Consider the following 4,857-nt stretch of genomic DNA (forward strand, 5'->3'; position numbering starts at 1 on the left):
ACCGATGTGATACCCCACCCGCAGCTTGCCCACCCCTCCGTCGACCTGGCCATAGGCGACGGAGCTGACAAAGGCCTCCCTGGTCGTGCCCACCTGGTTCAACGGCGCGATGCGGTTGATCGTCTCGCCCCTGTTGCCGACCATCAGGTTGCCGCCCAGCGGTGACGCGTAGGTTCTCTCGTGCGGCGGCAGGGTGATGATTTCGGCTTCGGCGCGTGGTGCCGAAGCCACCGGCGAAAGCGCAGCAAAACACACTCCGGCGAGCACTAGAGCTACCTTCGTCATGTTCGACCGCATGACGGAGATACTAGTAGCGCACCGCTATAGCGACAGGCTAGGACACAGCTTGCGCTTCGTATCGTTTCCCTCGGTCACCGCTTGTGCGCCAATACCGCGAACATCGTCACCGACAGGCGGTAGTCGCCCGCGGCGATGCCCGCGTCCAGGTCGGCACGGAATTGATCATCTAGGCCACAGGCCTTCTTTGCTGCGGCTGTGCTAGTCGGGGTGACAAGGCGAGTTTCCGGGGTGGTCGTTGCGGTAGCGGACACTCTGGACCTGACGTTCAGGTATGCGGGCAACTTCAGGGCGCATGCGCGGTGATGGCAGCTCATGTCCGGTTTGCCGGTTTGTTCTGCGAGATTCCGGCAGTGGTGGCGAGGGATGTCGGTCACGATGGTGCGGGTCGGCCATGTGTTTCGAGTCGGCCGGCCGGGGTTCAACACCCCCATGAATGACGTTGTTGGGACGTACTTCTCGCGACGCAAGGAGAATTCCTGTGAACGACGAAGAAAAGATCCGGTCATTCGACAGCTTCGACTCACCTGACTCCATCTCCGAGATCACCGACCGGCCGGCCGAGGCGAAAGCTCCGAGCCTGCCATCCGGGCTGCTGACACTGCAGCAACTTCTGGACGGCTGCACCACAACCTTGCCCACACATTTGCAGCCGTTCGCCAGCCAGCTGGAGGGCGGAGGGTGGCGGTACTCGCGCACCGTCAAGATCTTGTCCTACTACTACATATCCACCGAGCAAAACGCCTACTTGGATGCCTGGACCTCCCGCAGCGACAAGCCGGGAGAACGATGCGACGGCGGGTACATCAACCAGGACTACGCCAATTACAACGACGGCCGATGGGTGTTCTGCTTCCGCGCGAACGGAACACCACCGTCCCCGTTCACCCACTCGGCGCGGCTCGTCAGCCTGCGCGACGGGAGATTGGAATACATGTATCCCGGCCGCAACACCGTCTTCCCCAGCGACATCTTCGGGCGGCGCGGCAATCCGGAGATGGATCTGTACGAGGTCATCCCGAAGGTTTTCATCATCGGGTCACGGCACAACTACACCCAGACCGGCAACGCCGGTTCCCTGGGGCGCTACGGGGGCTTGCGGCCGGTGCCACCACCAGAAAACCACGCCTACATCAAGTGGGACGGAATGGCTACGATGCGTGAATCCCTCACGACAACCGTCGATCGCGGCTGGTGCCTCCAGCCCCTGTGATCGAGTCCCGACGAGGCCCGGCGCGTTCGCGCTCCGCCGGTCGACTGAGGGTCTACCGCGCCGATGCGGTGGTGACAGCTACCTCCGGTAATCAGTGCCGACCGTCGTATGACTCGCAGTGATAGTTGGCCATACCGGGCGAGAGTGTCTCTGGCGGTGGCGTTTTGAACAGTGGTAGTTGGCCAGAGCACTCAGCGGAAGCCTTGGCCACCAGGGCATTCCGGTCGTGCGCCGCCGATCAGCTGGTCGGTGTGCTCCACGAGATTATCGTGGCCACCGGGCGGAAGCCGACGCACATTCGCATGGACAACGGCACCGAGATGACCGCACACGCGATGCGGGATTGGTGCCGGTTCACCGGGGTCGATGCCTCGTTCATCGATCCGGGATCGCCGTGGCAGAACGGTGTCTGCGAGTCGTTCAATGGGCGTTTCCGCGACGAATTCCTCTCCTGCGAGGTGTTTCATTCCCTGACCGAGGTGCGGGTCCTTGCCGAGGACTGGCGCATCGAGTACAACAGCTATCGGCCACACGGATCGCTGGGCTTCCTTACCCCGCAAGCATTTCGTGAGCAATGGGTACCGACCGAGTTCGAGCAGTAACTACAACTCGCATAGTCGGTGGACCTGCCATCGGGGCCCAGTCAGCGTATGAGGGTGCGGCGGTGTGTCTTTCGTCTCGGATCAGACTGAGCCGGACAACGCCTCGGCGAGAACCGGCCGGATGTTGCCCGCGTAGCGACAGAGAACCCCTGCGGCGGGCACCAGCCAGGAGTTGACGCTGTTCGCTCGGCCATGCTCTGCAGCCGCCATCGATCAACGGCGAGCCAAAACCGGGGAACAGGGACGGGGTTCGTAGTGCCCGCGCGTTGCATTCGGGGCACTCGATCATCTCATTTGCAGCTGCCATTCCGGTGCCTCGATTGGTTCACGGGATTGCCGATGCCCCGTCCAGTCCCGGCCCGGTTCCCTCGCGGCGAAGAAAGCTTCATCATCATCATCCAACTCGGGATGGTGGGCAAACGCGACCCCGCCGCGGTGGAATCGTCTGGTCCGCGCGACTTTCCGAGCCTCCATTTCGGCCCAGTACATGCGGTCTGGGGTCCACCACTCCTGGCTCGTCCATCCGCCGACAATCTCGCCCTGCTCGTTGATTGGCGGGTACTGTCGATTCTGCCGGAGCCCCGGGGACTGCCGCTCCGCGTCGGCGCGGCGAACCCTGTTCTGGCCCGCGAACACACGGCGCAGGCGCGGTTCAGCCGACCGGCTGGTGGCTGTGGACGCGCGGACCGGTGTGCGCGGGAAGGTGCTCGTAACCGTGCAGGGTGAACAGCCGCCGCCGGGTGGGCGGATCGGTCAATCGCAGGTCCGGAAACATCTCGAAGAGTGCGCGCAGGGCATGCGCCGCCTCCATACGGGCCAGACCGCCGCCCAGGCACACATGGATACCGCTGCTGAAGGACAGATGATTGTTGGCGTTGTCCCGGGTGATGTCGAAACGGGCCGGGTCGGTGAAGACGGCGGGGTCCCGGTTCGCACCGGCCAGCGACAGCACCACGGTCGACCCCTCGCGCAACCGGATACCGCCGATCTCCAGCGCTGTACGGGTGGTGCGAGCGGTGGTCTGCACCGGAGGATCGATCCGGAGGATCTCCTCCACCGCATTGGACCAGAGTTCGGGCTCGGCGCGCAAACGGTCCAGCTGATCGGGATGGCGGAGCAGCCAGATGATGCCCTTGCCGATCAGGTTGACCGTGGTCTCGAAGCCCGCGGCCATCAGCAGGGTCGCCGACGCGCACAGTTCGTAGGTGGACAGATCGCCCGCAGTGACCAGGCTGCTGAGGATATCGTCGCCGGGTTCGGCGCGGAGGCGCTCGACGTGCTCGACGAGATACCGGTGCACCCGCTCCGAGGATTCCATCGCCCGCTGATGCGTCCGCCAGGAGATCCCGAGGTCGAGCAACGGACTGATGTCGTCGCCCCAGCGCAGGAACATCTCGCGGTCGGAGTCCGGGAAGCCGAGCATCTCGGAGATGATGGCGATGGGCACCTGCGCCGCGTACCGCGCCACCAGATCGGTGGGCCCGTCGTCGGGGAGGGCCGCGAGCAGTTCCTCGGTGACTGTCTCGATCCTGTGGCGCAGCCGGGCGACGGCACGCGGGGTGAAGGCCGCGGTGACCGGTTTGCGCATCCGGGTGTGCTCGGGCTGGTCGATCGCCAGCATCGACGGGGGATCCACCGGGTTCGGTGGGAGAGGTCGACGCTCCAGCGCGCGCAGCACAGGGCGTGGCGCGAGCACGGTCGGTACACCGACACCGAAACGGTTGTCGCGCAGTATCTCCCGGACCATACCGTGATCGAAGGTGATCCATACCGGATGGGTCCGGTGCAACCCACCCTCCCCGCGCATCTTCTCGATCAGAGCGTACGGATTCTCGATACCGTCCGCGCTGCCGGTCAACCGCGCGAACAGATCACCACGACGGAGCAGTACCTTCTTGAACAGGAGGATCACCCCGTGGTTGTTGACCCACCGATACACGTACTGCGGTTTCATTGAGCCCTCCATCGTCGAGCCATGACGTCCCTTATGGACGTTACGAATATCACATGTCTCGCGGAACCCGTCGGAGGTAGGGTCTTTAGACCCTACCGCGGTGAGAGACGTGGCGTTCAAGGCTCGACACCTGTTCGGCCGCCACGCGCGGCCTGCCGGAGTACGCCCGAACCCACTTAACCGACGAGCACATCCACGAAGCCGAATCTGATTCCGGCAATCGGGCTTTCACCCGCAAGGAGCTCGTCGCGCTGTTCGACTACGCCGACGAACCGGTGGTGCGCATCAGTGCGGCGGACGCAAGGGCTGGTCGGCGGTGTTCCCGGATGCTGCGCTATTGAAGACGGCATACGCTTTCGGATTGCGGCGCAATGAAATTCGGATGCTCGACACCGCCAATTTCGGTCGCAACCCGGATGCCCCGGAGTTCGGTGAGAACGGGGGTGGTGTATGTCCGCCACGGCGAAGCCAAGAAAGGCTTGGCACCCAAGCGGCGCAGTGTGCTGACGATCTAGGACTGGTCGGCCGAGGTGCTGGACGAGTGGATCGAGGAGTACTGGCCGTTGTTCACCACCGCCGGTTCACCGGCGTGCTGGCCGTCTGAGCGCGGCCCACGGATCGGGCTCAGCACGCTCACCACGACCTGTGCGGCAGCAAGCTCCGGGCGATAGCTGTGGGTGCCGGTCTCGATGATGTTGCCGCCGAAGGTAAGTCGGTCGATGATCGCGGCGCGGAGCCCAGCGTCGGTGAAGGTTTGGGACCAGCCGGCGACGCTGCGGTTGGAGACGATC

At 64.1% G+C, this 4,857-nt stretch carries 6 protein-coding genes; 2 read left to right on the forward strand and 4 right to left on the reverse strand.

Annotated features, from left to right (window positions below; translation table 11 throughout):
* Positions 1–297, reverse strand: a 297-nt coding sequence (locus tag ACLMAL_RS39275) for an MspA family porin (protein WP_412003711.1), incomplete at its 3' end; no start/stop codon positions are given.
* Positions 298–371: 74 nt separating this feature from the next.
* Entirely contained in the window at positions 372–551 is a 180-nt protein-coding gene (locus ACLMAL_RS39280; RefSeq protein ID WP_412003712.1) for a hypothetical protein, read from the reverse strand.
* Between the two features lie 227 nt (positions 552–778).
* Between ACLMAL_RS39280 and ACLMAL_RS39285 the strand changes: the two genes are divergently transcribed.
* Positions 779–1,510 (forward strand): hypothetical protein, encoded by a 732-nt coding sequence (locus tag ACLMAL_RS39285; protein ID WP_412003713.1) that lies wholly within the window; start codon positions 779–781, stop codon positions 1,508–1,510.
* Between the two features lie 164 nt (positions 1,511–1,674).
* On the forward strand, positions 1,675–2,112 hold the full coding sequence (locus tag ACLMAL_RS39290; protein ID WP_412003714.1) for an integrase core domain-containing protein: 438 nt from the start codon (positions 1,675–1,677) through the stop codon (positions 2,110–2,112).
* Positions 2,113–2,764: 652 nt separating this feature from the next.
* Here ACLMAL_RS39290 and ACLMAL_RS39295 read toward each other — a convergent pair.
* On the reverse strand, positions 2,765–4,066 hold the full coding sequence (locus ACLMAL_RS39295) for a cytochrome P450 (protein ID WP_379068429.1): 1,302 nt from the start codon (positions 4,064–4,066) through the stop codon (positions 2,765–2,767).
* Positions 4,067–4,577: 511 nt separating this feature from the next.
* Positions 4,578–4,857: ATP-binding protein (locus tag ACLMAL_RS39300; protein WP_412003715.1), on the reverse strand; the 280-nt coding region annotated here is incomplete at its 5' end.

It is taken from the genome of Nocardia sp. CWNU-33 (genome assembly GCF_046764895.1).
Lineage (GTDB): Bacteria > Actinomycetota > Actinomycetes > Mycobacteriales > Mycobacteriaceae > Nocardia.

Coding starts and splice junctions, on each gene's coding strand:
- ACLMAL_RS39295 (WP_379068429.1), bottom strand. CDS start 4,066: ATGAAACCGCAGTACGTGTATCGGTGGGTCAACAACCACGGGGTGATC.